This window comes from Tateyamaria sp. LSS28 (genome assembly GCF_059611725.1).
In genome coordinates, this window is the sequence record NZ_JCAPFI010000003.1 from 110,753 (window position 1) to 133,821 (window position 23,069).

The 23,069-nt window shown below is 55.7% G+C and carries 19 protein-coding genes; 9 read left to right on the forward strand and 10 right to left on the reverse strand.

What is annotated here, in order from left to right:
- Positions 1 to 4: 4 nt before the first annotated feature.
- Positions 5 to 868, reverse strand: a complete 864-nt coding sequence (locus AC53L6_RS09105) for a DeoR/GlpR family DNA-binding transcription regulator (protein ID WP_496907626.1) — start codon at positions 866 to 868, stop codon at positions 5 to 7.
- 141 nt (positions 869 to 1,009) lie between these two features.
- Between AC53L6_RS09105 and AC53L6_RS09110 the strand changes: the two genes are divergently transcribed.
- Genes AC53L6_RS09110 through AC53L6_RS09135 form a run of 6 tightly spaced genes read left to right on the forward strand, consistent with a single transcriptional unit; the run spans position 1,010 to position 7,506 of the window.
- Positions 1,010 to 2,671, forward strand: coding sequence for a Na/Pi cotransporter family protein (locus AC53L6_RS09110; protein ID WP_496907627.1), 1,662 nt, complete (start codon positions 1,010 to 1,012; stop codon positions 2,669 to 2,671).
- On the forward strand, positions 2,668 to 2,925 hold the full coding sequence (locus tag AC53L6_RS09115; RefSeq protein WP_496907628.1) for an NUDIX hydrolase: 258 nt from the start codon (positions 2,668 to 2,670) through the stop codon (positions 2,923 to 2,925). The genes AC53L6_RS09110 and AC53L6_RS09115 overlap by 4 nt, the downstream gene beginning before the upstream one ends.
- Positions 2,926 to 2,955: 30 nt before the next feature.
- Entirely contained in the window at positions 2,956 to 3,135 is a 180-nt protein-coding gene (locus tag AC53L6_RS09120) for a hypothetical protein (RefSeq protein WP_496907629.1), read from the forward strand.
- A 57-nt stretch (positions 3,136 to 3,192) separates the two neighbouring features.
- Positions 3,193 to 4,218, forward strand: coding sequence for an ABC transporter substrate-binding protein (locus AC53L6_RS09125; RefSeq protein ID WP_299699978.1), 1,026 nt, complete (start codon positions 3,193 to 3,195; stop codon positions 4,216 to 4,218).
- The gene (locus AC53L6_RS09130; protein WP_496907630.1) at positions 4,219 to 6,432 is read left to right on the forward strand and encodes an ABC transporter permease; all 2,214 of its coding nucleotides are present in this window, start codon (positions 4,219 to 4,221) and stop codon (positions 6,430 to 6,432) included.
- A 12-nt stretch (positions 6,433 to 6,444) separates the two neighbouring features.
- Positions 6,445 to 7,506: an ABC transporter ATP-binding protein gene (locus AC53L6_RS09135; RefSeq protein WP_496907631.1), complete on the forward strand. Its 1,062-nt coding sequence runs from the start codon at positions 6,445 to 6,447 to the stop codon at positions 7,504 to 7,506.
- A 570-nt stretch (positions 7,507 to 8,076) separates the two neighbouring features.
- Here the strand turns inward: AC53L6_RS09135 and AC53L6_RS09140 are convergent.
- Positions 8,077 to 8,868 carry an inositol monophosphatase family protein gene (locus AC53L6_RS09140; RefSeq protein ID WP_496907632.1) on the reverse strand — a complete coding sequence of 264 codons (792 nt, stop codon included), beginning with the start codon at positions 8,866 to 8,868 and terminating at the stop codon, positions 8,077 to 8,079.
- Positions 8,869 to 9,168: 300 nt separating this feature from the next.
- On the opposite strand from AC53L6_RS09140, the gene AC53L6_RS09145 reads away from it, so the two are divergent.
- Positions 9,169 to 9,351 carry a hypothetical protein gene (locus AC53L6_RS09145; RefSeq protein WP_496907633.1) on the forward strand — a complete coding sequence of 61 codons (183 nt, stop codon included), beginning with the start codon at positions 9,169 to 9,171 and terminating at the stop codon, positions 9,349 to 9,351.
- Positions 9,352 to 10,510: 1,159 nt separating this feature from the next.
- A complete protein-coding gene (locus tag AC53L6_RS09150; RefSeq protein ID WP_496907634.1) occupies positions 10,511 to 10,852 on the forward strand; it encodes a ferredoxin reductase domain-containing protein in 342 nt (113 codons plus the stop codon).
- 138 nt (positions 10,853 to 10,990) lie between these two features.
- Here AC53L6_RS09150 and AC53L6_RS09155 read toward each other — a convergent pair whose 3' ends face one another.
- From AC53L6_RS09155 to AC53L6_RS09170, 4 genes are all read right to left on the reverse strand, one after another.
- A complete protein-coding gene (locus tag AC53L6_RS09155; RefSeq protein WP_496907635.1) occupies positions 10,991 to 12,994 on the reverse strand; it encodes a S8 family serine peptidase in 2,004 nt (667 codons plus the stop codon).
- Positions 12,995 to 13,006: 12 nt separating this feature from the next.
- Positions 13,007 to 14,191 (reverse strand): phosphatase PAP2 family protein, encoded by a 1,185-nt coding sequence (locus AC53L6_RS09160; RefSeq protein WP_496907636.1) that lies wholly within the window; start codon positions 14,189 to 14,191, stop codon positions 13,007 to 13,009.
- A gap of 33 nt (positions 14,192 to 14,224) precedes the next feature.
- On the reverse strand, positions 14,225 to 16,198 hold the full coding sequence (locus AC53L6_RS09165; protein ID WP_496907637.1) for a winged helix-turn-helix domain-containing tetratricopeptide repeat protein: 1,974 nt from the start codon (positions 16,196 to 16,198) through the stop codon (positions 14,225 to 14,227).
- Positions 16,199 to 16,392: 194 nt separating this feature from the next.
- The gene (locus tag AC53L6_RS09170) at positions 16,393 to 17,040 is read right to left on the reverse strand and encodes a hypothetical protein (RefSeq protein WP_496907638.1); all 648 of its coding nucleotides are present in this window, start codon (positions 17,038 to 17,040) and stop codon (positions 16,393 to 16,395) included.
- A gap of 345 nt (positions 17,041 to 17,385) precedes the next feature.
- On the opposite strand from AC53L6_RS09170, the gene AC53L6_RS09175 reads away from it, so the two are divergent.
- Positions 17,386 to 17,739, forward strand: coding sequence for a hypothetical protein (locus AC53L6_RS09175; RefSeq protein WP_299596438.1), 354 nt, complete (start codon positions 17,386 to 17,388; stop codon positions 17,737 to 17,739).
- A 266-nt stretch (positions 17,740 to 18,005) separates the two neighbouring features.
- On the opposite strand, the gene AC53L6_RS09180 is transcribed toward AC53L6_RS09175, so the two are convergent.
- The 4 genes from AC53L6_RS09180 to AC53L6_RS09195 all read right to left on the reverse strand — a co-directional run bounded on the left by AC53L6_RS09180 (position 18,006) and on the right by AC53L6_RS09195 (position 23,027).
- Positions 18,006 to 18,446 (reverse strand): universal stress protein, encoded by a 441-nt coding sequence (locus AC53L6_RS09180; RefSeq protein ID WP_299596441.1) that lies wholly within the window; start codon positions 18,444 to 18,446, stop codon positions 18,006 to 18,008.
- Complete coding sequence (locus AC53L6_RS09185) at positions 18,443 to 21,055, reverse strand: TRAP transporter permease (RefSeq protein WP_496907639.1); 2,613 nt, start codon at positions 21,053 to 21,055, stop codon at positions 18,443 to 18,445. The genes AC53L6_RS09180 and AC53L6_RS09185 overlap by 4 nt, the downstream gene beginning before the upstream one ends.
- Positions 21,056 to 21,159: 104 nt before the next feature.
- Positions 21,160 to 22,128, reverse strand: a complete 969-nt coding sequence (locus AC53L6_RS09190) for a TAXI family TRAP transporter solute-binding subunit (protein ID WP_496907640.1) — start codon at positions 22,126 to 22,128, stop codon at positions 21,160 to 21,162.
- A gap of 35 nt (positions 22,129 to 22,163) precedes the next feature.
- The gene (locus AC53L6_RS09195) at positions 22,164 to 23,027 is read right to left on the reverse strand and encodes a MurR/RpiR family transcriptional regulator (protein WP_496907641.1); all 864 of its coding nucleotides are present in this window, start codon (positions 23,025 to 23,027) and stop codon (positions 22,164 to 22,166) included.
- Between the last annotated feature and the right edge of the window lie 42 nt (positions 23,028 to 23,069).

Below are 23,069 nucleotides of genomic sequence, written 5' to 3' on the forward strand. Positions count from 1 at the left end.
CTCCCTAGGATGCGACACTTTCGGCCGCGTTTGATTTTTGTGTTTCGTCCGCGGCATTAATTTCCACCCCCGCGGCGACAAGGGCGCCGAGAAGCGCGCCGGTTGGTTTTGTATTGACCACAATAGACTGAAGTTCTGACAGGTCACCCACTTGCGCCAATCCTTTGCGCCCAAATTTCTCGGAATCAATCAAAAGATGCCGTGATGCTGCACGCTGCAGCATCATGCGCTTGACCGCCGCAAATCCCCGCACCGTCTCGGACAGCCCTTCTTCGGAAAAACCCGACGAGCCGATCATGCAGCGATCCACATTGAACCGGCCTAGAAATTCCAACGTCTCCGTTCCGATGACAGCCGATTCCGCTGCCAAGTAATCGCCCGGGCATAGCAGGACCTGTGCCGCGCCATGGCCAAGGGTCATAGCTACCGGAATGGAGTTTGTGATCACCGTGCACGGCGTTCCTCTATATGCCAATGCGCGCGCCATCTCGATAGTGGTCGAGCCGGAATCGATCATCAACGTTTCGCCGTCCCGCACCAGTTCGGCTGCACGCCGGCCTATGTTCTCGCGCTCATCAATGCGCGCATTGGCGCGTTCATCGAGGCCGGGATAGTGCCCTTGAGCTGGTGCGGAGGCGCCGCCATGTGCTCGCGCGATGAGGCCATCATCAGACAACGCGTCTAAATCACGGCGAACAGTCTCGGTTGAAACGTTGAAGCGTCCGGCAAGTTCGTTGATCCGCACATGCGGGCGCAACTTGAGTTCGAGGAGGATTTGCCGTCGTCGCTCGGTTTTTTTAAACCGGGCCTTTTCCTTACGCTTGTCCTTTGGTTCCGGCATATAGCAACAAATCCCCTGCCCCTCCAAAATGTGACCTTTCCGTCGCCGGTGCAATTAATTTGTTGCTTAGGCCACAAATTAATGCAACGTTTTTGAAAAGATTGGCAAAAACCCGGAACTCAGTATGCGAATGCAGCACTTACGGGACATCCCAAAAACAAAGCGCCCATGATTTTTTTGGCCGCCCAACTCGCGGCGGCAGCCGCCTTGCTGCTTTGGTCCATAAACCTGATCCGAACCGGTGTTGAACGGGCCTTCATGCCAGAGTTAAAACGGTGGCTACGCGCCCTTTCCGGCAGCCCTATCTCAGCTGTATCGGGTGGCATTGTGTCCGCGATGGTGGTGCAAAGCGCTACTGCCGTTGCCTTGATCGGGGCCGGTTTCGCCGTCTCCGGTATGTTGGCAGTCCCTGCCGCATTGGCTCTGATCCTTGGGGCCGATCTGGGCTCCGCACTTATGGCGCAGGTGTTGTTCCTGCCTGTGCAGGCTGCCGTTCCATTCGCTTTGCTGGCCGGCATCCTAACGTTTTTTAGGGCACGTCAGCGCAAGACCAAACAGGTTGGACGCATTCTGATCGGCTTTGGGCTTGTACTCATGTCACTGCAGATGATCCGTATGGCAACAACTCCAATCGGCGAAAGCGAGATCGTGCAATCGATCGCTGCGTATCTTCATGGTGATCTGGTTAGTGCCTTTGTAATAGCGGCTATACTGGCATGGGTGATGCATTCCAGCCTTGCCGCAGTTTTGACCTTTGCCTCCTTTGCTGCGACTGGGCTTGTATCTCCCGCCGTTGCGGCGGCGCTGGTGATCGGCGCAAACTTGGGCGGTGCGGTCATCCCCCTTGTCTTGCTGTCAGGTGCCGAACGGCCTGCGCGCATCGTGGCTATCGGCAATCTTGCTGCGCGAGGTGGGGTAACGCTCGCGTTTCTTGCAGCGCTGGTTCTGGGTGCGTTCCAGCCACTCATTGGGCTCGTTCCCGCCGGCCAATTAGCTATTTTGACTCATATTCTCCTGAACTTTGTCATGCTTTTGGTCGCGCTTCCTTGCGTCAGTATGCTGATCCGCTTGGGCGAGGCTCTGGTGCCTTCGCGATCCGACACCACCACGGACACGGTCAGCGCGCTAGACACCACTACGCTGGATCACGCGCCTTTGGCGTTGGCCTGTGCGCAACGCGAATTGCTGAGCATGGCCGAAACTGTTCAAACGATCCTTGTCCCAGTGATGAAACAGTTTCGAAGCTGGAACCCGGACATGGCGCGGCAAATCGACCTTTGCGAAGACAAGATTGACCAGATGCACTTCGAGACCAAAATCTACATCTCGCACCTACGAGAACGTGATCTCACCGAGGCGGATCAGAAAAAAACACTCGAAATCGTCGCAACGGCAAACAGCCTTGAGGAAGCAGGCGATCGTATCGCCGTCAATCTGGCTGCATTGGCACGAAATATGCACGATAGCGCCCTGTCTTTTTCGGATGAAGGCCTGCACGACCTTGAGCATTTCCACGATCAAGTTGTCACCAACGGTCAACTTGCGCTTCAGGTGCTTACCACCGGCGATGCTGAAGCGGCCCGGCAGTTGGTTGCTGAAAAGGATCGTATCCGTGTCGAGGAACTAAGGCTGCAAGAACGGCATTTGAAGCGCCTGCAACTTGGCAAAACGGCGAGCATCGAGACTACGAACATCCATCAAGACGTGTTGCGCCTGCTGAAACAGGTAAACGCCGCTCTCAGCTACGTTGCCTATCCGATTGCCGAGGAAACCGGCGACCTTCTGGGCAGTCGATTGGCACACCGCAGGCGCGTTGGAGGTCTGGCATGAGCGCAACGCGTCATGACGCCGAACAGATCGCGGCCCTGCCTTTGCGATGGGACAGGAAAAACAGATTGCGTGTCCTGATGGTCACCTCCCGCGACCGGGGGCGCTGGATCATGCCCAAGGGCTGGACAATGGATGGCAAAAAGCCGTGGCAAGCCGCCAAGATCGAAGCCCCAGGGGAAGCTGGCGCTGTCGGCTTTGTATCGGATCAGCCGATTGGCAGCTATCACTACATGAAAGAACTTGCGAAAGGGTAGTCCGTTCTCTGCCGGGTGACGGTCTATCCGATGATCGTTGATAAGTTGAAACGTCGCTGGAAAGAACGCGAGGAACGCAAGAGACACTGGTTTTCGCTTAAGGAGGCTGCAAAGCTGGTCGAAGAAAAAGAATTGATGACAATGCTACAGGATCTGGCTCGGACCCCGGATATCCTGACAGCACTGGAAGACCTACGCCCGGCCGCATGAGCCGGGATTAATTAAAGCCGGGCAAACCGGATGACTTGATCCAATGGGAGGACAACAATGAAAAAACTGACACTGACAGCGGCAAGCTCGCTGATCACGCTGGCCGCATCAATGGGTGCCGCACAGGCTGACAAGCTGACGTTTTATTGCTCGGCACAGGAAGACTGGTGCCAGCTCATGGCGCGGAGCTTTGAGGATGCCACGGGTATCGACGTCAACATGACGCGCAAGTCGTCGGGTGAGACCTTTGCGCAGATCCGCGCGGAATCGTCGAATCCCAAGGGAGATGTCTGGTGGGGTGGCACCGGCGACCCGCACCTTCAGGCGGCCGAAGAAGGTCTGACCATGGAATATGTCTCGCCGATGCGCGACCAGTTGCATGACTGGGCGATTTCTCAAGCCGAAAGTGCCGGCGACAAGACCATCGGTATCTATTCGGGCGCTTTGGGCTACGGCTATAATGCCGACCTTCTCGCAGCGAATAATCTTCCGGAGCCCGCCTGCTGGAAAGACCTTCTGCAGCCCGAATACAAAGGGCACGTACAGATGGCCAACCCGAACTCGTCTGGCACGGCCTACACCACTCTGGCCTCTATGGTGCAGATCTTTGGCGAGGATGACGGGTTCGAATTCATGAAGGACTTACACGCCAACATCAACCAATACACCAAGTCCGGTTCTGCTCCGATCAAGGCCGCGGGCCGCGGTGAAAACACTGTTGGCATCGTATTCATGCATGACGCAGTGAAACAGGCTGTGTCGGGTTTCCCGATCAAGGTTGTCGCGCCTTGCGAAGGCACTGGGTATGAGATCGGCTCAATGTCGATCATCGACGGTGCGCGGAACGAGGAGGAAGCCAAGAAGTTCTATGACTGGGCTCTCAGCACCGACGCGCAGAACCTTGCCCTACAGGTGAACGCCTTCCAGGTGCCCTCGAACAAGGGCGCAGAAACCTCTGAAAGCGCGCCGGATATGTCGACGATCAAGCTGATCGACTACGACTTCAAGAAATACGGATCGTCGGACGAGCGCAAACGCCTGCTGCAGAAATGGGACGAAGAGGTCTCGGTCCTGCCGCAGTAAGTGAGCGACACCACAACAAAAACGACCCATCCGGCTCTGATCTTCTGGATCATCGCTGGGTGGGTCGGCTTCTGCCTTCTGCCATGGTATATGGTAGAGGACGGCCTCTGGTCGTTCGAATGGCTGTTTGACGGCTACCCGTTTGACGCCGATTACGCGCCCGGACTGTTCCTGACCGTACAGGGCGAAAAGCTGTGGCTTGCACCGCTTCTGATCCCGCTGACCTTGCCGCTCTTGGCTCTCAGGCGTCCGAAGTCCGACCCATTCTACGCCAAGATACTGATCCTTGCAGGTACGCTCGGCTTTGGTTGGTTGATTTTCCAGGGTTTTTCAATCGGCATCCGTGGGTTCAATTTCGAATGGCAGGAGGCCCTGTTCGGGGACCTCAAGATTCGCCAATTCGGCATGGGCTACGGCGCCATGATATGTGCCTCCGCCTTCCTGTTTGTGTTAACTCAAGGCATCGCTGCACGGGGTGCGATCAACGGCGATGTCTTTGTCGTCAGTGCAATTGGCGGGATCATCACCATCGTGACCGTCTTCGTATTTTTCCCAATTGCCAAGATGCTCTTCGCTGCATTCGTGACCGAAGATGGAGCATATTCCGCATCGGTCTTTGCGTCGAAATTCTTCGACGACCGGCTATGGAGCTTGGGCTGTTTCTGGGGCGCGCGGTGCGGGGCGGGGTGGAATTCACTAATTCTTGCCATCCTTGTGGGCCTCATAACCACAGCTCTTGGCCTCTGCTTCGCGCTTGTCGTGACCCGCTCGGGCTTCCGCTACAAACGCGCGTTGCGGGCGCTAACGGTCCTGCCGATCATAACTCCGCCCTTCGTAATTGGTCTGGCACTGATCCTGCTCTTTGGTCTGTCTGGCTCGGTCACCGTGTTCTTCGCCGACCTCTTCGGCGCCCAACCCACCCGCTGGCTTTACGGCATGCCAGGGGTGCTGATAGCCCAGACACTTGCCTTCACGCCCATTGCCTTTCTGGTACTCATCGGCGTGGTCGAGGGCGTGTCACCCTCCATGGAGGAAGCCGCGCAAACGCTGCGCGCGAACCGGTGGCAGACATTCCGAACCGTATCGCTGCCGCTGATGCGCCCAGGTCTCGCAAATGCCTTCCTGCTGGGTTTCATCGAAAGCATGGCCGATTTCGGTAACCCGCTGGTTCTGGGCGGCAATTTCGACGTGCTTTCGACCGAAATTTTCTTTGCCATTGTGGGCGCGCAATATGATCAGGGCCGCGCGGCGGTTCTGGCCATGGTCTTGCTGTTTTTCACACTATCGGCCTTCTACGCACAGCGCGCCTGGCTCGGGAAGAAGAGCTACACCACAGTGACGGGCAAAGGCGACGCAGGTGTGCATCCCCTGATGCCAGCAGGCCTTTTAGTGCCGGTTCTGCTGATTGCGCTGTTCTGGGCTGTCTTCACGGTCATCGTTTACGGCATGATCATCTATGGCAGCGTGGTGGAGCTTTGGGGCGTCAACAACACCCTGACCTTCAAGCACTATATCACGGCCTTTTCCGTCCGTTTCGAGGCGGAGGGCATTCGCTGGACCGGGGCAGCCTGGGATAGTTTCTGGACGACGATCACCATTGCCGCGCTTGCAGCGCCTCTAACCGCCGCGGTGGGTTTGGTAACCGCCTATCTGCTGACCCGCCAGAGTTTCGCAGGCAAGGACACCTTCGAGTTCGGCACGATGCTCAGCTTTGCCATTCCAGGCACCGTGATCGGAGTCAGCTACATCCTCGCCTTCAACGTGCCCCCGATCGAGATCACCGGCACCGGGGTCATCCTTGTGGTCAGCTTCATCTTTAGAAACATGCCGGTGGGGGTCAGGGCCGGCATCGCCAGCATGTCCCAGTTGGACAAATCGCTTGATGAATCCTCGCTCACGCTGGGAGCCAATTCCTGGCAGACCTTCCGCCGGATCATCTTGCCGCTCTTGCGCCCAGCCATCCTTGCGGCGTTGGTTTATAGTTTCGTGCGCGCCATGACCGCGATTTCGGCGGTGATCTTCTTGGTCTCAGCGGAATACGACATGGCCACCAGCTATATCATTGGCCGGGTCGAAAATAACGATTACGGCCTTGCAATCGCCTACTCCACGACGCTGATCTTCGTGATGCTGTCTGTTGTCGCCTGCATGCAGTTCATTGTTGGGCGGACACAGATCGGACGGCGCATGACCCAATCGCGCACCAATGTGTAAGGACCTACGCTCATGAGCATTCAATCCAAGGCAGCACCCGTGCGGTTCGAACAAGTCTCCAAGAAATTTGGCAAGGATGTGGTCGCCGTTGATGCGATCGACCTCCATGTCGACGCGGGCAAGCTGGTGACACTGCTCGGCCCGTCCGGCTGCGGCAAGACGACGACCTTGCGCATGATCGCGGGGCTCGAAATGGCGACATCGGGCAAGATCACGATCGGGGATCTCGATGTGACCACCCTGCCCGCCACTGACCGCGATGTTTCGATGGTGTTTCAGTCCTACGCCTTGTTTCCGCACATGTCAGTGCTTGAAAACGTCATGTATGGGCTGACCTTTTCGGGGTTTGCAAAGGATGAGGCGCGCAGCCGCGCGTTGCATGGCCTCGATCTTGTCGGTCTCAAAGGGTTTGACAGCCGTCTGCCATCCGAGTTGTCGGGTGGCCAGCAGCAGCGTGTCGCCGTCGCGCGGGCGTTGGTGTTGGAACCTCAGGTACTTCTCTTTGATGAGCCGCTTTCCAACCTAGACGCCAAGCTGCGCAGGCAGGTGCGCGAAGATATTCGCGCCATTCAGCAAGATCTTGGTTTGACAGTTATCTACGTCACACATGATCAGGAGGAAGCACTCGCCGTCTCGGATGAGATCGTCGTCATGCGCAACGCTGCCATCGCGCAGATGGGCACGCCACGCAATTTGTATGACGCGCCCAACGATCGCTTTGTCGCCGATTTCATCGGCGAGGCGAATTTGCTGTCCTGTGAAATTATCGCTGTTGACGGTGATACGGCCACGATCGAGATCGAAGGCTACCAACACGCATTGCCGTCACGCGGTTTGGGCCGAGGGCCTGCGACCATCGCGGTGCGCCCCTCACGCCTTGTCGTCGGTGCTGATACAGGGATATCTGCCAAGGTGGCCAAATCCACCTATGTCGGTGTGCGTATGGAATACACGCTCACCGGTGCCTTTGGTCAAGTCTTCGCTGTCCACGACGACGTGGAGGCACCGCTTGAGCCGGGTGCCGAAGTCTGCATGGGGTTTGCCGCCAAGGGCCCCGTTCTTCTCCCTGAATAAACCCCGCAACTCATCGTCGTCTCGCATCCAAAGGTTACCGTCGATCCGAGCATTCCCATCCCCGACTGGGGGCCAAATGAAACGGGTCGTAGTCGGACCGCCGCCTTCGCCATGTTGGCAGAATTTGTCATGTCACGCATATCTGGTCCAGCTTTGAGCAAAAAACGCGCGACACGGCAGCCATTTTGGCTGCGCCCGTGGAATTGAGGTGCACATCCATCCACAGCTTGGTGAGAACGGCCGCAGCTCCGCTGGTTTTCTGCCACCTGCCGAATTTGAAGTTGCGGCAGATGCGTTCTTTGTGACTTCCGTGTCACCAATTTTCGACGTTGGGAAACTGCCCACGATGCCTGGTCCCGCATCGTCGTAGCCGTGACCAAAATCATCAACAACCGCACAAGGGCAGACCTTGGGGTTTCCACTCATGGTGCCGTTGGGACACCTCTGTCGTGTGCACTGGCAAAGCGTCTCATCAACCGAACACATGATCAGCCAGAGAAATGCCATCTCTGGACCGCCGATCTTGTCGCATTTCAGCCGGCCATTGGCTAGCAAAGCATCGGTTGGCGGTCATACTCTCCAGGCATTCTCCGACATCTCAAGCAAGGTTTCAAAGACATCTGGCGTGCCAACGATAACTCGTCCCCCCTCACGGATCATCGCATCGGCATCCTGATCCTCGATCACGCCGCCAGCCTCCGACACCAGGAGTTGACCGGCCAGGCAATCCCAAGCGTTCATATGTTCTTCAACGTATCCAAGCAGCCGTCCAGACGCGACATAGGCCAGAGACAAGGCACCGCTTGCGTTACGATGGAACATTGCCCCCCGCTCAATCAGGCCAGCCACGATCGGTACCACGTGCCGCGCCTTCACGCGGTTCGAGTATCCAACCGCGACGGTGCCCGCGTTTAGGGGAGTGCCGCTGGCAACCCGCATCGGAGCGCCATTAAGCTGTGCCCCAACGCCCCGAAGGGCGGCAAATGTTTCGCCAACAATCGGATCGTGGATGACGCCCAACTCCGTGCGCCCATCCCTTACACCCGCAAGAACGATGGTCCAGGTGGGAATGCCATTCACAAAATTGGTGGTCCCATCGATCGGGTCGACCACCCAGTCAAAGCCGCTGATCCCAGCTTTCGGTGTGTACTCCTCGCCCACGATCCCGTCATCGGGCCAGGCCGTTTCGATTTGTTTACGGATATAGGTTTCGACGTTCCTGTCGGCCTCGCTCACCCAATCCTGAGTGCCCTTTTGATCGACAACAAGTGTAGCCCTATTTGCAAAATAGTCGCGTGCAACGCCACCAGCCGCGTGGCAAAGTTCCGTCGCAAATTCCAAACGTTCTGATACGCTGTCCAACTTTCCAGTCCCTCCCAGTATTTTTTGCCTTTGAAGACACTTATGCCCTTTTCGCTGCGACGCACAGATCGTCGGCACGGCAATCGCAGGACGAGACAACACCGTAGCTACCCTTCTCCAATTAAGAAGCGTCAAAGTTCATGTGCACTGCAAGTCAGCTCTTCTAGCAACGCTTCTCATCCCCTCCGCAGCGCAGGTGCAGATCAACATCGGTGACGCGCTTGGCACATCAGAAACTGCACTTCGAGCCGCGCTCGCAGCGCACGGATACATCGCCACAGAGATAAAAACGAGGATGGAGTGATTGAAGTTGAAGCCGCAAACGGTGCTCAATCCATCGAATTCGATATTTCACCAGAGACGGGCTTGGTTCTCGCGGCCTATGAAGACGACCACGACGATGATGATGAGGGAGAAGCCTCGGACGACAATGATGACGAAAGAGAAGACGACGATAAACATCTCCCGGTGCGCCCCTTCTAGTGGGCGCACCTTTAGTCAGGATGAACGAATGAATTTATCTCGTGCCACGGTGTTGTGATTTGTGCTCGCGCTTCAAACGATCTGTTGCGCATACTTTCTGATGGACATCGCTTGGGACTTGCTGTGGCCCGCCGTCCACAAACCGTTTCGCGGACAGCGACGTATTCGAGGCCTTGGTTACGATCGCACTTTTCTTTGGTTTGGCGTTCACCAGCAATGAATTGCGCCAAACACCGACGCGCCAAGATCAGATTAAGATTGCCTCAGGTGCGTTCAGCGAAGTGATGGAGGCGCGCTTCAAAGCTTAGTCACTGACAAGCGTCGAGTGTGAAATCGCGATGTTGGCGATCAAGGGCTTCTCTATCGCGGAAATGGCAGAGCTCTGCGAAACCAAATAAGGCACAGTCACAGCACAATGCGCATCCGTTTACAGAAGGGCCGACGTCGCAGGGCGTTTGCAGCCATTAAGCGTCTTTCTTGATGATCTTATGGCAGATGATTTGGTTTCTGCCGCGCAAAACGCTGCGCTTTAGAGATTGGCCATGAACCCCATCGGGATTATCCTAATTGCGGCGACCGCACTGCTTCCCGCCCATCAACTTTTCATGCTGCCGAATGTGACGAACCAAGTCGCGCTCTTCTCGCAGTACCTTGGCTTGGGAGCTTTGGTTCTCATGGCTTCGGGCAAACTCTGTCCACCCGGCTCAAGGGCACTGAAACGCTCTTCAGTGAATTGGATCGGGTCTGTGTTATGCATAAGTGGGCGGGTATCGTCGCTATGTTCGCGCTTCTAATTCACGATACCATTGATGCAGACACGCTTGGTTTGGAGCCCAAACCCCGCTCAATGAGCCTGCCGAGACCTGGCGTGAGATCAGCTTGTATGGCCTGTTGATCCTCGTCGGGATCTCAGTCGCAACCTTCATCCCCTATCACCTTCGGAGATGGACACACAAAGCCACGGGAGCTCTGTTCACGGCTGGCGCTTTCCATTTCTTCTTCATCATGAAACCGTTCACGATGGGCGATCCAGCGAGGCTGTATACTGGCCTTTTCTCCGTGGCGGGACTGGCAGCATACATATGGATGCTGTTTCCCTATAAAATGCGCCCGGGTTATGGATACCAAATCACAAATATTCAAAGCACCGGCAGTTACTATGTCGCCAGTTGGAGAGTCTTTGAGGGCCATGCCCGGACAATTCGGAGTGCTGCGATTTACAGGCGCTGGCACAGAAGAGCCGCATCCATTTAGCTTCTCGAAGATCTGCAGCGACGGGTTGCTTCGCGTAACGGTCAAAGACCTCGGAGATTTTACGTCAGACCTCAAAACCGTCACTTTGCTTGGCCGAGAGGTTGCTATCCAACGCCCGTTTGGCCGATTTCGGCGCTCTGGACCAACCGCCGAGATTTGGGTCGAAGGTGGCATCGGGATCACACCGTTTTTGGCGTGGGCCGATGCACTAGAATGTGACGCCCCGCGGGTCGACCTGATTCCCTGATTGTTCACCATTAAAGGACAATGAGGTCAGCAATGCAGCACCCAGCTCAATCAAGTGTGCAAACGAAGAATAAGCCGCCTTTGTCCAGTTTCCTACTACATCTAGGAAACCTGCGCGGCCTAGGGCCGCGCGTTCGTTTCAAGACCATTCGATTGGGATACTGATGCCGCCGTGGCCCATTCTTTCCGGTTCTGTGCCTGGCGGCAGATTGAAAGGATCTTGTGTGGCCGCAAATGCAACCCACTCACGCGCAGTGCCGTTCCAATCGGTGATTGCGTCCGACGCTATGCGCGCCACCCTTGGGGCCGATACGCTGGTGCCATTGAGGCGCACATAAGATCCGCTGCGCGATCCTGCCGAAATCACCCCCCAAAGCACCAGAGATTCATCACCCTCCGCGGTAACATCTGGTCCATTTCGTGAAGGTTCGGGGGTCATTGGCGTATGCGTTAATGGCCCGGCCGCAGAGTAGTATGAGATAATCTCGTTTCGCTTTGTATAGGCTGCAACCACGACCGGAGAAGGGCCACAGGCGAACCCACTGAGCGTTCCTGCACGCCTGATTGGGCTTGGCGTGTCAGGAGGATCAACCGGTAAAGGGGCGCCAAATCGGCCAAAGCGCACATAATCGCCATTGTCAAAATAGGACTGTCGACCGCCGGGGCGGTATCCCGGGAGTGTTTCATCGCGTCTGACCCAGACTTGAACTTGTTGATCGGGGGCGATGTCCTTGGGTTTGGTGCTGATCTTCCATCGTCCGGACGGTGCCAATGCACGGTGCGGATCAAGGCTCGCGGTCGGCTCAATAGCCAGGGTGATGAGGCCCCGCGCCGTTGGCGCCGGCTCAAAAGTGTAGAGAAGCGTCGCCATAACGCGGCCCAACTCATCAATGAGTGTTTGGTGTTGTCCTGGCTGAGCTGTGACCGTCAAGCTTTCGGGACCAAAAGGCGGTGTCACGGTGACCGAGATATAATCCGGCGGGGGATTACCTTCTGAAAACGGCATCCACAGTTCAACGTGACTTGCAGTCCGGTCATCCGGCAAAACCCGAAGATCAAGTGTGATCCCGTCCGCACTCTTCCCGTCAAATTGCAATTCGGCGTGCGCCCGTGCAAGGTTGCCGTTCCCCGCTGGCAGTGTCATCCAACGTGTTTGTTCAGGATCGCTCGAAAGAAACTGCTCGAACAGGCGAGACACCTCACTGGTCCCATCGTGAGGACCCGAGAAGTTGCCATACGAAAAGTTGGTGACCATCGGCACGGGCTCACCATCATATTTAAAGCGAGAGGCCTGCTTGCCCAGCACATGGAGAGCCAGACAAAGTGCGGGCAACAGACTGATACCTGACGTGTCCTCGACCACGCGGGGTGGCAGTACTGCGCAAATGATTGGGCGCGTGCCGTCATTCAGCTCGGGAGCGAAACCAGTCGACAGGCCCATCACATGCGTGCCGTGTGAGCGTCGCAGCGACACGGGTGAGAATTTGCCCTGTCTGTAGTCAATTTGAGCCGTGTGGCTATAGAACTGATCTTCGTCCAGGAGGTCTGACCGGGTGAATTCACGGAGATACTTGTCAATTTCATCGGCGTCGAGCACCCTGCCCTGCGAGGCGTCACCACGATCAGGGTTTGGCGGCGCAGGAAGAACGGTGCAAAATTCGACACGCGTTTCTTCGGGTTCAGCACGAAACAGTTCGTGCGCAATGCCAATTCCATCATCGATCATTGCCGTCACAACACTGCCCTTGGGCACTTCGATCGGAGACAAATCTGGCGCATCTGCTTCAAATGACAGCCACTCCTCCGGTGTAAGCAGCCCCAAATGCACATTGACAACATTGTATTCGTTTTGGGTGTCGTTCAGCGCTTCGATCAAGTTTCGCCGCGCGAAAAGGCTCACGAATTGCCGCTCAGGGCGTCTGCTGCGATCAGCTTTGTCATACGCGGACGGCACAAGCAGATCGCTGGGATAGTCAGCCGCCAAGCGCTCCTCGAGTTCAGCGATGCTGATGCTTTCAAGCTCTACCATCGCTGAAAGCCAATCAGAGTCCCGTATATTCAGGCCCTTAGACAGCCTGGTAAAGGTGAGTGCATCGATGGGTGCTTGTTCGTCCCTTGATGACGATGTCCAAGAATAGGCCATGGCCATCTGCCCTCAAACCGTTGGGTTGGGGTTGAAATCAACCCATTCAGCTTGTGCCTTGTTCCATAGCCAGGCGAGCCTTGGATCTGGTGCGCTGCAGGATGTGCGCTGTGTCGCGGTAGCCCAAACGCCGTCCGGTCCTGTTGATTGGTCTTTCTGGGTGTCGTCATCCGCTTTGTAGAGCTTGTGCCACTCGAAATCGCTACTTCCAGCGTAGTGATGTCCGTGGAACTTGGCGGTCGTCCAGCCATTCCCTGTGCTCAGATCATAGATAAAGTCAGCGAGGGTCAGCCCAAGCATCGCTCCGGTTGCGCTATCGACAGGGTAGTGGACACCTGCCACTGTGCGGTTGGTTGCAATGCGTGCGGCAAGCCGCATGAGCATTTCCCCCCAATGTCCTCCCGCCCCGTATTGCGGTGTTCCTGAATGCAGCATCAGCTTCCAAATCAAGCGGGCCATTACAAAGGCTTCTGTTGCGTGTCCACTGGGCAGAGAACCATGGGTTGGCGTGGCGATCATCGGTTGTACTTGCGGGGACAATTCGATCGGGCGCTTGACGGCGAGAACGTATTTGAATTGCTGTTCGCAGAAATTCGCAAAGCGAAGACCGGTGGCAAGCAACTCGAGTGTGTAGGGCGTGCGGGCCGGATCGATAAACCCGATGGTTTGATAGAACGGCACAGGTGCCGCGATCTGAGAGATGATTTCCGCACCGCGATCCTGACGAATATCCGCATAACCCGTCAGAAAGCCCATCTGTTGTTCAAAGACATCCATTTTGGGCGACTTGATTTTAACGAGTTTCTTGTAGTCGCATCCAGGCTTGCTCTCTTGCGCATCCTTTTTGCGCCAAAGTGTTGCTTTTGCTGTTGTGCCTTGTTCGAAGGTCAGCTCAACTTGGGTGTCCAGTGCGAAAGAAAAGATAGCGGCGCGCACTTCACGCGAAAGGCGTTGAAGGTTCTGGACATCGTTAGGCACGCCCGGTTTGGTGCCGGGAATAGGACCCAAGGGAGCTCCAACAATCCCATCGCGCGTCGTCACAAATGCTTCTGCTGCAATAGGGCTTTCTGGAAGGCCAAAGGCAGCATATGACCCGTAGGAGCCGTAAGAGCCGTAGGATCCGTATGACCCATACGAGCCGTAAGAACCATACGACCCGTAAGAGCCCTGCGGGCTTCCAAAGAATTCTGCGGTCATTTTAACCTTCCTCCAGCTTTGTATTAGGATTTATTAATCGGGAACACCTGCATCGCGCAGGGCTTTGGCGAATATCTTGCCGGTATTGAATTCAGCGCTCGGAGAAGACTTCAACCAACGGCTCACTCGAAGATCGGGTTGCAGTTTCAACAGCTTTGATACGGTTTCTCGTGCTTCCGCCGTTTTTCCCTGACTGTGCTGTGCCACAGCCAAAACGCGCAAAGTGGATGTGTGAGTTCTGTTCAGTCGCAACGATGCCAAAGCCAACTCTTCCGATCGAGCGAAGTTGTTTGGCGTCAGCCACGCGCCTGCCGCCATGACGAGATAGAAAAAGCGATGCGGATCAAGCGGTGCCAGATGAAGTGCACGCTCCGTGTCACGCACCCCATCCTCCCCGCGATCCTGGAATGCGAGAAGCATGCCTCTCAGTGATCTTGCATTGGCATCGTTTGGGTTGATGTCCAGTGCCATGTCATAGCGTTCTTCTGCATCATCGAGCCGATGCAACAGATTGGTCAGAACGTGCCCCTCGCATGCAAGGGCCAGTACGTTTTCCGGGTCAAGATCCAGTGCACGGCCTGTGCAATCAAGCGCTGCCCGGGCATCCTTGTCAGGGTCCTGCGACCAGCCTTGAACCACGCGGAGAAGATGCCACCGCGCGCGCCACGCGAACGGGGTAGGATGATTTGGCACGCGCGCCGACAATACATCAATCAGATCGCGCGCCTTCTTGAAATCCTTGGGGGAAAGCCGATGCATTAACCCCACGGAGGCAAACATCAACGAATAATTCTGTAAACTTGCCAACGGTTTGGTGTTGGCCCGGCGAATTTCATTAATCAAAACAGCGCGACGAACCTTTGCAACAATCTCGTAGGCCTGCTCGCAATCACCTAAAAGCTCGTCTTGGGTCATTTCGAGACGGAGAGCCCACAGCACGCGCTGATTGGCCACCTCGGTGAATTCAAGATTGAGTTGCAGCTTGTCGCCGCGCTTAATGTACATGCCCGAAAGAACAAACTCCGCGTTCAGCAACCGACCGGCCTCAAGAAGATCGGCCGGACCATGCACAAAGGACGCAGTAGACAAGCGTGAGGTCACGTTGATCTCTTCCGATGCGCTTAACACCGCTGTCACCCGATCCGCAAAAACAGTGCCAAGGATGTCCGGCCCATCTTGGCTCATGTTCTGCAAAGGCAGCACCGAAATGGTTGGTAAGAGAGGTTGATCTTCAAAACCTTGCCCGAATGTATCGCCTGGTCCCTCCGACAGCAGGCGAAATGCGCGCGTGTTTTGTTGATCGTCGATGTATCCGACGTCCTCAAAGACGAGTTGCGGATGCGCGTGGGCCATATCCCGAATATCAAGGCTGCTCAGCACTTCTCCCGGCCGCGCGGCATCGAGCAGTGCAGCGAGTTGTGCGGGATCGCCGTATTCAGCGGCGAGTGCACTGGACGCCCCGCTGCCTTGCGCCAGCCTTAAACATGTCGCGGCGGCTTCTGTAAGGTTGGTGAAGGTTTGTTTCTCTACGTCCGAGGAGGCGTCTAGGGTCGTGTGTGCAGTCTTTTCGGCCTCGAAAGATGCTTGCTTTGTTAAGACGACAACGTTCCCATGGCCTGCGCTTAACTCTGCCATCGTCCCCAGATCAGCTAGCATGCTTGTCTGGCCGGGTCGTTCTACGCTTTCCAAGACTGCGTTTAAAATAAAGCCGCGTTTGGGGACGGTCTTTAGGATCGCGCGGTCCGTGTCGCCGATTGCGCGGCGAATGTCTGCAATGCACTGCGTCAGGCTATCATCGGTGACAGACAGGCCATCCCACACCGTCTCGATCAGAGTGTCCCGGGGCACCAATATGCCCGGGCTTTGCGCCAGACAGCGCAATACGCTTGCTGATTGCGCGCGAAGCACAATATGCGTGCCGTCGGCGCGCTGCAGCTGATCACGGTTGGGATCGTAAGTGACGTCCCCCAACACAACCAGTGTGTCTGTGTTGAGTTTCCCCGACACGCAGATTCCTTCCCCCCGGACCGCGCCATTGTGTTCACCATTAAGTTTTCGCAAAGCGGCGGGGGTTTCAACAAAAAAGAGAACTTTTTGCCCGCCATGCGCGTATTTAGCAGACGTCTCGACATGGCGTTCCACCGCCTGCTTACGTTCCTTGCGCGCATTTTCATGCGGAGGTGTCATTGCCGCGGCACCAGTCACTTGCCACCCTCTTGCAAAAAGACGGCCGGATCGCTGGACTGTACACATATCAAATCCTGAAGTCCGATGGACTGGCCTGTACGCGTTGACCGGGCCGTAACCGTCAAACGGCGCGCCCCAGTGAGGAAGTGTGGTGGCAAAAAAGGGTCTTTGATCCGAATGCCCATGACATGGGGCGCGCCGAAAGCAGTAGAGATCAAATCGCCCGACGTACCTAGCTTGAACTCGAATACGTCCAGGTGTGATGGCAGGTACGATGACACACCTATTATTTCTCCAAGCGGCTCCAGCATTACAAACATGGATCGATCGAGATGGGGTGCTGGGGCGAACACGCCAGGCGTGCCGTGATTATGTGATATCGCAAGCGTTGGGATCGGCGCAGTTTGTGTGCAATACATCCAATGTGTCTGTACCTGCATGCCCCGCGCATCGCGCCCTAGAGCAACGTAGGTGGCGCCTGTTTGCAGCTCTCCGCATGAAATGCTGGTCGAAACCTTCAAGCCCTCATAGACCAATCCGTTTACATTACCACGTACATACTCTGCCTCGCCACCAGTGAGGCAATGCGGCACCTCCAGAGGAATGTCCGCGTAGTACGGAAACAGCTCCACGTCTGTAAGTGATTGAACTGACAATTCCATTCCTGCCCAGCAACAAACGATCCATATGAATGTAGAGAAAGCCAGCCTGCCAAGAGATCATGCGCCACGGCGGCCGCAACAATACCCTGCCCCTCTCCGCGTTCATTGGTGGCCGGAATAATGCTCAGTGTACTGAAATAATTCTGAAAACTTTCCGAAATCTCGGAACAACCACCCCTGCGACCGAGATATTTTCATTTCGGGAAGGTTTCGGCTCGATTTCAAGACAGTGCGCTAGCGTTTGGCGATGCTTGTGGAGCGGGCCGTGATGGTTGGTTGCCTAGCATCCCGATTGGATCAGTTCCGCCAAATACAAACTAAGCTTTTGACATGGAGATTTTTCAGATGGCCGATGAAGTATATGAATTTGATAAGGAAGCGGTTGCTGCAGCATTGGAGGCAGCGCGGTCCCACTATGCTGACAAAGTCGATGCAATGGCAGATGGCGTTACAGAGGATGGTCACCTGTCGATGGCCGCCGGGTGCGTTTCTGTAACAGTGGAAAACGGCAAAGTCTGTCTCAACTTGCCGCTTGGTTTCGGTAAGTACTGTTTTCCCATTCCCAACGTCATCCCGAACGGGACCGCTGCAGAGGCATGCCTGCACATCTGCACCACCTGGGGCATTCCAACCGGGGTCAAGGTGACCATCAGCGTCGCGGGCAAAGTGATTGTTTCGAAATCCTTCGGCAAATGCTGACCTAAACAATTTCAAATGGTCTTGAGACGGACATCAGAGGCCGAGAAATTTAAAACAAGTCATAGATGAAACAGACCTCCGACATCGGTTTTATGCACGATGTCGGAGGCATTTTCATGCTGCAACCTTAGTGTTCCAGCCTAAGACGGTCGCGTCGTTCACGGCAGACTGTCCCCGCGAGCAAGACAACGACTATATTGCACCTCGGATACACACCTTTGATGGGGCCCAAGCAACAACCGCAGACTGCGGCTAGCAATGTGCGGCTACGGGGCGCTTCTGACAACGTAGACCGAGCAAGTTGAATGCCGGACTATTCGTGCCGCATTAGGCCCAAGCAGAAAATCCTTCAAATCCGGACGGCTGGCACCCAAAACAATCAGGTCCGCATTGTCCAATTTCGCTGTCTTCAAAACTTCTTCGTAAACACTGCCTGTTGCTACAAGATGGCGAACGGATTGGTTTGCCTTGGCCCCCAACACATCTTCTCCAAATGAAGACAGCAACTGGGCAGCCCCGTCTTTGGCTGTCTGCACGTCATGGTCTTTGAAATAGGCACCAACAACACTTGCCCCAAAATCCGGCACAACTGTGATGAGATCAAGCTGCGCACCATCCATGTCCGCCAACCGTTTTGCTGCTTGCAAAACCTTGGTTTCGTCTTGAGGTCTGTTGATGTCCACGGCGCAGAGGACTGTCTTACTCATGCCATTTCTCCTTCGCGCAAGGGCGGAGTGACCCGTCGCGTTTGCAGCCATATGATAAATGCCAGGAGCAGAAGTGCTGGGATGAAGATAAGCTCCTTCGGAAGTTGCTGTGCCGTCGCTCTCACTGCGCTGATCGAAACGGGATTGTCACCGTAGAAATCAAATGAATCCAGCGCATTGCCCAACTCGGTTCCAAACAAGGGTTCTTCCAGAATAACCGTGTCCCCTTCGGTAACGAGCATGAACCCAAGTTGATCCAGCCGCGCATCTGCCCCTTCAACATCCGGGATGGTTACCGGCACAGTCAGGTCTTTCATCTCGAGCGTGTCAAAATCCGGACCGGAAATAATCACCCTAAGCTGGTCACTCGGTGATGCGTTGCCAACCGCTTCGGAGAAGGCTGCTGGTGCCACATCCTCGAAGGGTGGTTGGATTTGGTTCATGAACACACCCGGCCTAAACAGCGCGAAGGCGATCACCAGCAGTGCAAGCGTTTCCCAGATACGATTACGTGCAAAGAACCAGCCCATCGTTGCGGCCGTAAAGACCAGAATGCCGATCGTTGCGACAACAAATACAATGATCCCCTGCGTCCATGTGACGTCAATCAGCAAGAGATCGGTGTTGAAGATGAACACAAATGGCAGGGCCACGGTCCGCAGCGAGTAGAAGAATGCCGTGAAACCGGTTCGGATCGCATCACCACCCGACACAGCCGCCGCTGCAAAACTCGCCAATCCAACAGGAGGCGTGACATCCGCCATGATCCCGAAATAGAACACGAAAAGGTGGACCGCGATGAGCGGCACAATCAGTCCCGACTGCGCGCCCAGTTCGACCACAACCGCAACCATGAGCGAACTCACGACGATGTAGTTAGCCGTCGTGGGCAAACCCATCCCCAGTATGAGGGACAGGATCGCAACAAAGATAAGCATCAGGATCAGATTGCCACCTGACAGAAACTCGACGAAATCTGCCATTACCTGACCGATGCCCGTCAACGACACTGTACCAACGATGATACCGGCAGTTGCTGTTGCAAGACCGATACCGATCATGTTGCGTGCGCCGTCGATCATCCCCTCGATCAGATCAATGACACCATCCCGCAGCCGACTAATCGAATTGTCTTCACCTCGGAACATCGCCTTGAGCGTCTTTTGCGTGAGCAAAATCCCAAAGAGCAGGAACGTCGCCCAGAAGGCAGACAAGCCAGGCGATTTCCTTTCGATCATCAGGAAATAGACCAGCACGATGATGGGCAGCAGGTAATAGAGCCCCGATTTATAAATCCTCGCGACCTCGGGCAACTCCACGACCTCGGCGTTGGGATCGTCCGGCTCAAGATCGGGAACCTGCGCCGCGAGATAGACCAAGGCGACATAAATTAGCCCCAGCAGCGCAGCCAAAATCCAACCGGACCCAGACGGGAAGAGCGAAACGACCCAACCGACCGGATATTGCGTCGCGTAACAAAGAACAGCGAAACCGGCAAAAAAGGCAAACATGCCGCCGATTGTCCGACCCATGCTGACGACCTTGTTTCCGATTGTCGGCATGTTGTTTTTAACAGCTTCCAAATGAACAATGTAGACGAGCGCGATATAGCTAATGACCGCAGGCAAGAAGGCGTGCGTGATCACCTCGACATATGAAATGCCTACGTATTCAACCATCAGGAACGCAGCCGCGCCCATAACAGGTGGCATGATTTGACCGTTTACAGAGGATGCGACTTCGACTGACCCGGCTTTTTCCGCGCTAAAGCCAACGCGTTTCATCAGCGGTATGGTGAACGTTCCGGTGGTTACGACATTGGCAATCGAAGAGCCCGAGATCAGCCCAGTCGCGGCCGATCCCACAACAGCCGCCTTTGCCGGGCCACCGCGCAAGTGCCCCAGGGCGCCAAACGCCATCTTGATAAAGTAGTTCCCTGCCCCGGCCTTATCGAGCAGAGCGCCGAAGAGAACGAAGAGGAAAACGAACTTTGTCGATACACCCAGCGCAATGCCGAAGACGCCCTCGGAGGTGATCCACATATGGCTCATCGCTTTGCGCAGCGACGCACCGGCCCATCGAATCTGATCTGGCACCCATTCTGAAGATCCAAAGAAAACATAACACAAAAAGACAATGGCGAGGATGACCATCACCGGTCCAAGCGTGCGGTAGGCCGCAATGAAGAGCAGTGTCAGGCCCGCGAGAGCGAAATTGGCGTCTGCGGCATCGGCAAGGCCACCAGCAGCCACGATTTTCTCATAGAAAAAATAGCCGTAAAGCGCGAGGAACGCGCCGCCCAGACCAAGAACCCAATCGTACCACGGTATGCGATGCCGTGGCGAGGACTTGAAAAGAGGGTAAGCCATCGCTGCAAGGAAGACGGCAAAGGCCAAGTGTATCTGACGAGAGTTGTTGATCAAATCGCCGGGCAAAATGTAGGGCGCGGCAGGTGATGCCAACAGGACCTGAAAAACCGACCAAACCAAGGCTACCACCGCGATGGCCGTTCCAATTGCGCCCGTAGGGCTGCGGGCTCCGCTGTCGCTGGCCGCAACCAGTTCCTGAAGCTCTTGTTCGCTGAGTGTGCGGTTGTCGGTCTGTGTCATGGTGTCCCCGTCATGTGATGGCTTGTGCCGGCGTCCCGCTCTTTCGGCGGATTAGGGAACCAAGGGCGCCGAAACGCCCTTGGTCACAAAATAGACAGGTGGTCTTATTCGACCCAGCCTTGTTCACGATAGTACTTTGCAGCGCCATCATGCAGCGGTGCGGACAGACCCGCCGATGCCATCTCTTCTGGCACCAAGTTTGCAAATGCAGGGTGCAACCCTTTGAAGTCATCAATGTTTTGGAAGACAGAACTCACCAGAGTGTAGACCACGTCTTCGGATACATCTGCGGACGACACGAATGTCGCGCCAACACCGAATGTCATCGTGTCATTGTCGTTGCCACGATACATCCCACCAGGGATGGTTGCCGTCCGGTAGAACGAGTTCTGTTCAACCAGCATGTCAACAGCATCACCAGCAACTTCAACAAGAACGGAGTCGCAAGCAGTCGTCGCTTCTTGGATCGACCCGGACGGGTGACCGACCGTATAGACCATCGCGTCAATCTGGTTGTCACACAGGGCAGCCGATTGTTCCGCAGCTTTCAGCTCTGTCGCCAAAGCGAAATCATCCGTGGTCCAACCGAGCGCCTCCATAAGCACTTCCATTGTGCCGCGCTGACCGGAACCGGGGTTACCGATGTTCACGCGCTTGCCCTTCAGGTCTGCGATTGTCGAGATGCCGGAATCTGCCCGTGCAACAACGGTAAAGGGCTCTGGGTGGACCGAGAACACGGCGCGGAGGCCTTCAAAAGCACCGGCTTCTTCAAAGCGTGATGATCCATTAAACGCGTGGTACTGCCAGTCGGATTGCGCCACACCAAACTCCAGCTCACCTTCGCGAATTGTGTTGATGTTGTAGACAGAGCCACCGGTCGACTCGACCGAGCAACGCACGCCGTGATCGCGACGCCCCTTGTTCACGAGGCGGCAAATTGCGCCACCTGTTGGGTAGTACACGCCAGTCACACCGCCCGTGCCGATTGTAATGAACTCTTCCGCAGTTGCGACGGGTGCCGTCAATGTTGCAACCGCAACACCGACCGCCATAATACTGAGTTTATTGAACATTCTGTTCTCCCTTTGATTGATATTCAGCAATTTGATCATTGATCCCAAACCTCGGCAAGCACCCTGTTGGCCGCTTCCACCTCGGCAATTCGTGTCCGTGCTGCCGGTCCTGTTCGGCTCACCAAAACCCCGATGATGGCTTCGACCAAGAACATTGTCACCACGTAGGATGAATAAAAGTGAGGGCTGTCTGTCGGCACGACGAAGCTGACCGATGCATGTTTCAGCGCCGGACAACGGTGCGTGTCGGTGACTAGAACAACATAAACGCCCTGCTGTTGCGCGAGTGCAGCCGCTTGAATAGCGCGTTCCGAAAATGGCGGCTTTGTCACGATTATTAATGCATCGCGTTCATCCAAGCCAGCCATCCCGCCGCCCAAAGATGCGCCCATGCGGCTCGCCATCATCCAGTTGTCCACACAGAAGCTTGCCATATAGGACAGGTATTCCACGACCCCTGTCGACCCTAGTGCCCCCAACAGCATCACTTTGCGTGCAGCAGCCACTCGATCCACGGCACCTTCAAGTGCCCTGCGATCCAGACTGTCCATGAACGTCTGCAAGTTGGATTGGCACGCCGCGAGATGAGCATCCACGAAACTTGCGCGCCCTTCCCGATGTTGGCTGTGCAGCCTTTCCGCACGTTCAGCAAAGTTGTTCACACTTCGCCCGATCTTCGTGCGCATCTCTTCGCGAAGTTCTTCGAAGTCTGCGTAATCCAAAGCGCGGGCCAAGCGCGAAAACGCTGCAGGTGAAACACCACTTTCACGAGACACAGTTCGCAGAGTTCGCGAAGCGACATCCACCGGGTTATTGGCAAGATAGTCTGCCGCCTGGCGAAGCGTATAGCTCAGATCGCCGTATCGATCGGAAAGCCGTGTTTCAAATGTCGAATCCAAATGGACCCCCTCAGGACATGCCGAAAGTGTTTCTATTGTTTC

Bases quoted from the DNA above. Each gene is read 5' to 3' on its own strand.
- AC53L6_RS09175 (WP_299596438.1), top strand. From the start codon at position 17,386: ATGGCCGATGAAGTATATGAATTTGATAAGGAAGCGGTTGCTGCAGCA.
- AC53L6_RS09115 (WP_496907628.1), top strand. From the start codon at position 2,668: ATGAGCGCAACGCGTCATGACGCCGAACAGATCGCGGCCCTGCCTTTG.
- AC53L6_RS09180 (WP_299596441.1), bottom strand. From the start codon at position 18,446: ATGAGTAAGACAGTCCTCTGCGCCGTGGACATCAACAGACCTCAAGAC.
- AC53L6_RS09125 (WP_299699978.1), top strand. From the start codon at position 3,193: ATGAAAAAACTGACACTGACAGCGGCAAGCTCGCTGATCACGCTGGCC.
- AC53L6_RS09110 (WP_496907627.1), top strand. From the start codon at position 1,010: ATGATTTTTTTGGCCGCCCAACTCGCGGCGGCAGCCGCCTTGCTGCTT.
- AC53L6_RS09155 (WP_496907635.1), bottom strand. From the start codon at position 12,994: ATGGCCTATTCTTGGACATCGTCATCAAGGGACGAACAAGCACCCATC.
- AC53L6_RS09190 (WP_496907640.1), bottom strand. From the start codon at position 22,128: ATGTTCAATAAACTCAGTATTATGGCGGTCGGTGTTGCGGTTGCAACA.
- AC53L6_RS09120 (WP_496907629.1), top strand. From the start codon at position 2,956: ATGATCGTTGATAAGTTGAAACGTCGCTGGAAAGAACGCGAGGAACGC.
- AC53L6_RS09185 (WP_496907639.1), bottom strand. From the start codon at position 21,055: ATGACACAGACCGACAACCGCACACTCAGCGAACAAGAGCTTCAGGAA.
- AC53L6_RS09170 (WP_496907638.1), bottom strand. From the start codon at position 17,040: ATGGAATTGTCAGTTCAATCACTTACAGACGTGGAGCTGTTTCCGTAC.
- AC53L6_RS09160 (WP_496907636.1), bottom strand. From the start codon at position 14,191: ATGACCGCAGAATTCTTTGGAAGCCCGCAGGGCTCTTACGGGTCGTAT.
- AC53L6_RS09135 (WP_496907631.1), top strand. From the start codon at position 6,445: ATGAGCATTCAATCCAAGGCAGCACCCGTGCGGTTCGAACAAGTCTCC.
- AC53L6_RS09150 (WP_496907634.1), top strand. From the start codon at position 10,511: ATGTCGCCAGTTGGAGAGTCTTTGAGGGCCATGCCCGGACAATTCGGA.